Annotated in this window: 3 protein-coding genes; all 3 read right to left on the reverse strand. The window is 59.7% G+C overall.

Features of this window, described 5'->3' with window-relative positions:
* Positions 1-3,183, reverse strand: a 3,183-nt coding sequence (locus ACPLUI_RS10625) for an Ig-like domain-containing protein (protein WP_424660238.1), incomplete at its 3' end; no start/stop codon positions are given.
* A gap of 129 nt (positions 3,184-3,312) precedes the next feature.
* Complete coding sequence (gene cpaB / locus ACPLUI_RS10630; protein WP_424660239.1) at positions 3,313-3,999, reverse strand: Flp pilus assembly protein CpaB; 687 nt, start codon at positions 3,997-3,999, stop codon at positions 3,313-3,315.
* A gap of 14 nt (positions 4,000-4,013) precedes the next feature.
* On the reverse strand, positions 4,014-4,886 hold the full coding sequence (locus ACPLUI_RS10635; RefSeq protein ID WP_424660240.1) for an AAA family ATPase: 873 nt from the start codon (positions 4,884-4,886) through the stop codon (positions 4,014-4,016).
* Positions 4,887-5,120 lie beyond the last annotated feature (234 nt).

The following is a 5,120-nucleotide window of genomic DNA, read 5'->3' on the forward strand; positions in this document are numbered from 1 at the left end:
GTAAAGCAAGTTCACCGAAGGGTAGAAGGCGTAGAAGTCGTACGTTTGGACTTCCACGACGTGCCTCCCCGCACCCAGAACAGGGGAAGCCCACGCAACAGTCCACGGGTTGGCAGTCAAAGACGCGAGCTTCTCCCCGTCAAGCCAGACAGACACTCCGTAACCCGGATACTGAACAGACCCCTGCACCTTGAAAACGCCTTTCTCTCCCTCGGGAACGGTAAACTCGTAGTGGTAGACGTGGTAGTACCCAAGACCGGCACTTTTCAGGCTCGCTGTGCAGCCTACGGGGACCACCGTATCGACGGTTCCCGCGACCGGAACATCAGCAACAGCACCGAGGGCAAACACAGGGCACTCCGCCTTTACCACCAGAGAGGGGGCCTGGACAGCTTGAACCGGCGGGTCGTACTTCACCCACAGCCCCCAAACGTTGATCCCCACCGGGTGGTTTGCTTCAATTGCCACTGTGCGCTCCCCGGGTGGAAGGGGACCGGACGTCCAGAGGACCTCTTCGGCGGAGACCTGCTCGCCGGGACTCCCGACCTGACCGGTGTTCTGCGCTACCAGCACCCCGTCTATCCGGACGGAAAAAGTGCTGCAGTTGGCATAGCTCCCCTGCGGGAGCTTGTAGACCACCACGGCTTGCCTCCCTTCGGGGACCGTGACCACGGCCGCAGCCGAACCACGCCGCAGGTTGCTCCACATGCCGTAGTTAGTGTAGTCCCCCTGGAGGGTCATCTGCGTAAAGGAGATGAACCGGGCGTTCCCCGCAGCAGCCTGCTCACCGGGTACTTTCAGGTTAGCCTGAGCGGTACCGCAGAAATCAGTCACGGCTTCGACCGGAGCCTGACCTTCAAGGGAGAAGTCCACCTTGACGTTCGGCACCGGCTGCCCGCTGCCGGTCACCACGGCCTTCACCGGAATGTCATCGGTAATCCCCGGCAGGACTTCACCGGGAACGTCCAGCTTTACGGAGTCGGGTCTCGGGTACACAGTCACCTCCGCCTGCTTCGTCCAGCCGGCGTAGGAAACCGTCACGGCAGCCTTCCCCGCCGCCCCGGGGACAAAGGTCACGGTTGCATAACCGTCAGCACCCGTAACAGCCACGTCCTCAGTAGAACCGGCATTGCTGAAGCCCAGGTCCAGGACCGCTCCCTCAACCGGTTTCATAAACCAGTAGCCCGACCCCTGAACTACGCGGCTAACCTTCACTTCGAGCTGCACCGGAGTCCCGGTGTAAGCCTGTTGAGGTACATCAGCGAGTTCCACGCTCACCTGACCGTCGGGGACCACCTCCACATCCGCCTGCGTCTGTTTCCCGCCGTAGGCTGCGGCAAGCACAGTCTCGCCTACCTCTCTAGCGGCGAGCAGGCCGCCGGGGAGGACTCCCAACACTGCCGGGTCCGAAGAAGAGAGCGCCGCGTCCCCTGTCACGTCTTTTTCGGAATAGTCTTCATACCTGGCAAGTACCTTGATCCGGTAGGTGTGGCCGGTGACCAGAGTGAGCTTGGGAGGCAATACTACCCCTGCCGGCGGGGGAGGTTCAAGCTGAACAGGCGCCTCAGCAGAAAGCCCGAGCTGAGGGACGGCGGCCGTAATCTCTGCAGTACCCGGCTCTCCGGCGGCAGTGTACGTGGCCGTAAAGCTGCCTGTGGAGTCGGTCGTCACCGTATCGGGAGAAACCTCTCCTGAAGACGCGGCAAGTTTCACCTCATAGCCTGCTCCCGGGTAAAGCCCCCCAAAACGAACGCGGCCAGTAACCGTGCCGGTGCTCTTCCCGTCGGCGTAGAGCTTGTCGGGACACCAGATAAGCAGTTCCGGCTTCAGCTCCCCGGAACCGCCAGAACCAGAACCTTGGACGGCCCAGGCAACCCTGACCGGCGTAACCTTCACGGAGACGTCCTGTACAGGCTTTTCGCTGCCGGGACAGCCCAGGTAGAGCCTGCCGGGTCTTGCAGCAACGAACTTCCCGCTCCCATCAGGTTTGACTTCGCAGGTGCTCCCGTCCGGGGCCGCTATCCTGGCAGCCAGCCCTGCGGGCCCGTTCAGCTCCACCAGACTGTCGGCGGGAACGTCAACGCCTGTGTCCGCCCAGGCACCCGCCAGCACGGCAAGACCCAGCCCGGCAGAGGAAGCGTCCACGCCGGGAGCCCTTTCCCTGTCCAGCGCGACCACAACTCCCGCTTTTTCAGGTGCAACGTCACCAATGACAAAGTGCAGGTCAAAACTGCCGTCTTTACCGGTTACTGGCAGGTACCTGTCCAGAGGAGGCTTCAAGGGCACTCCCACGTCAGGTACCGGCTTTCCGTCCCCGGCAGCAACCCTTCCTGTGATCTCACAGGTGTCGTTATCCGGCTCCACTTTCGCTTCCAGGGTAACGACAGAACCAGCAGGAGGAGGAAGCACCACCTTGAGCTCTGCCTCAGCCCCTTCTGTTGACCTCCCGGCAGCTACCTCCACACAAACCCGATAGGTGCCGGGAGCGTCGGGGCTCTTGAAGGACAGGACAAATTTCCCATCCGACACCTGCCCTTCGGCTACCCTGTTCCCATCCAGGAAGACGGACACGGGAGAGCCTCCGGGAGCACCCGCAGCTTTCCCTACAACCTCCACCTCAGTACCTGAAAGAACCGCTCCCGGCAGAGAGAGAAGCTCCACCTTCGCCTGGTAAGCGGAATCCTTTACGGAAATGATACCCGGTGTGGAGGCTTCCCTGGTGCAGGTATCTACCGCAGGAGCCGTAGACACAGATCTATAACACTGGACCACCTCCGGTGCCTGAGAGACTCTGGACTTAGCGACCAGCGAGGGGGACAGTTCTGACCTGGAAGGAAACTTTGCTCCTAAAGGCAGGACAATCACCTCGACTGGTACGCTACAACCCTTCCAGGTAGCAGTAACTACTGTTTTACCGGGAGCTACACCTTTGACCAGACCAAAAGGGTCCACCGATGCAACGGAAGCATCAGCAGAAGTAAACTCCGCCTTTTCCAGGTACTTTACCATCTCCCCCGTTGGCAAGATTTTAGTCACGCGCAACCGGCAGCAGTTCCCTTCGTAAACGACCGCCGGGCTGGGCTCGACCCTGATCTCGCCACCCACTGCCCACTGCGGGAACACGGGCAGAAGACCAGCCACCAGCAGGAAAATCAGCACGGTTGTCAGCGCCTTTCGAAACACCGCATCTCACCCCCTTCCTTTCGTAAAAAAACGGGAGAACCGTTCCCGCACGGTTCTCCCGTCAGATCTTAATTTTACCACCCGCCCCTCATGTGAGCAACCATCTGCCCGGGCAGAATCCCAGCAGGTTCATCCCCCCTTTTTTACGAGATAAATCCTGCCGTTCCCGACGGCAGTCGCAACAGCCTGGACGTAATCGTTTTTCACCTTTAAAACGACAACCGAAGGTGTGTCGTCTACAGTACCCTGCCTTCTTTCTTCCGGAGGCGCGGGAGCAGCACCGTATGCGCTGGTATTATTCTTGTTTACCAAATCGATAACCACCGCATGCTCCGCTATCTCCCGGGCCTGCTGGACCGCGGGCTGGTCCTGTGAGGACGGCAGCCCCTTCTCGGCAGGCGGCTGCCAGTACACGTCCACGATGTCCCCCGGTTTAATGGTCATGCCCACCGCGTCCACGGTGTCCGCGGGCAGGCCCACCTGCGCTTCCCCGGGACCCAGCGCAAGGCTGGCATCGGTGAGTTTTTGGGGGAGTATCTGCTCGTTCTTGAAAATGGTCATTACGGCTTTCTTCCCCACCACCTCTTTCGGGTCCTGTAAGGAGCCGGGTATCCTGCTCCCTGCTGGGAGGTCAGCAAAACCGATGTCGCCCGGTGTGATCACTGATTGCGGCATGATGTCCCGCCTGGCCACCAGGACCTGTTCCGTCGGCCTGTTCCGCTCAAGGAACGTTTTCAGCTGGAACGTGGAGTACCCCCCTATGGCCAGGGCTATTACTACCAGCAGGACCCGCTTGAACAGGGGTTTTTTGAACATCTCAAAGCTCCCTCCTAGAGGCCCAGGACTTTTTGCAGGACGCCCTTCCTGTCCCTGTCGTAAACAGCGTCCCTGATACGTGCGACCCCTTGCATGAATACTGTCTTCTCACCCGGAAGGTCGCAGTTGCGCAGCGTCTTCAAGAGATTCCTGTCCTGCTCGATGTGGACGACCTTTTTGAAAGTCTCCACGGCCTCCCCCGGCAAACTGCTCCGGTTCGCCACCACAATGATTTCCTTCCGCTGGTACCTGCCTGCTATCGCGGCCAGGCGCACCAGTTCGGACTCCAGCCCGCCTGTCACCAGGACCAGTGTCGTGGAGTGCTGCATCGCTTCCCGCACCAGCCCGTCCTGCGAGTTCGGCAGGTCCATCACGACCGCATCGTAGTCCTGCCGGGCAAGGTTGATAAGCTCACCGATCTCTCGTTTTTCGCTGCTGGCGTGCCTCGGTGCCTGCAAAACGGAGAAGTTCGGCTCAAGGTGAACCACGCACTGCTCCAGGTCGCCATGGAACATGCCCATGTGCGGGTACTCGGGAAGGTTGAGGTAATACGATAAGTCGCTCCCCCCTTCCGAAAAGTTAAGGTCGATAAGCAGCGTCCTGACTTTTTTGCTCAGCAGGTAGGCCAATCCCAGGGCGACTACCGTACAGCCCACCCCGCCTTTGGCCCTGCCCACCGAAATAATTTTCTGCCTGTACGATGTCTCGACAGAGCTCACCTGGATCAGGGGAACCGTCTGGTCCTCCCGCTCAACCTGTTTCAGCTCCACTTCCGCCTTCCCTTCCAGAATGCTCCGGACAGCTTCAGGCGTGAGTTTCAGCGCATCCGCAATGGCCTCGTCGTTCAAGTACTTCGAGAGTTCACGTACTTTGGCTATAAGGTCCATAAAAAATCGAGTGCAAGAACCCGCCTCTTAAGCGAGACGCACTCTCAACCCACCTCCCATCCCAAAAAACTCTACAAAAAAAAGAAAGCGGGCATGTAACCCGCCCTCTCTCCAGCTGCTACCTTGTTTGCCCTATCACTGTCACGTCTCCTGACTGCGGCCTGTCAGACGGTACCACTACTGCCGAACCCGCAGACCCCCGCGGTGCCGGCGAACTTATTACGGGACTAACTG

The organism is Desulfofundulus sp., from assembly GCF_049701015.1.
Classification (GTDB): Bacteria; Bacillota; Desulfotomaculia; order Desulfotomaculales; family Desulfovirgulaceae; genus Desulfofundulus.

Bases quoted from the DNA above. Each gene is read 5' to 3' on its own strand.
- cpaB (WP_424660239.1), bottom strand. From the start codon at position 3,999: ATGTTCAAAAAACCCCTGTTCAAGCGGGTCCTGCTGGTAGTAATAGCC.
- ACPLUI_RS10635 (WP_424660240.1), bottom strand. From the start codon at position 4,886: ATGGACCTTATAGCCAAAGTACGTGAACTCTCGAAGTACTTGAACGAC.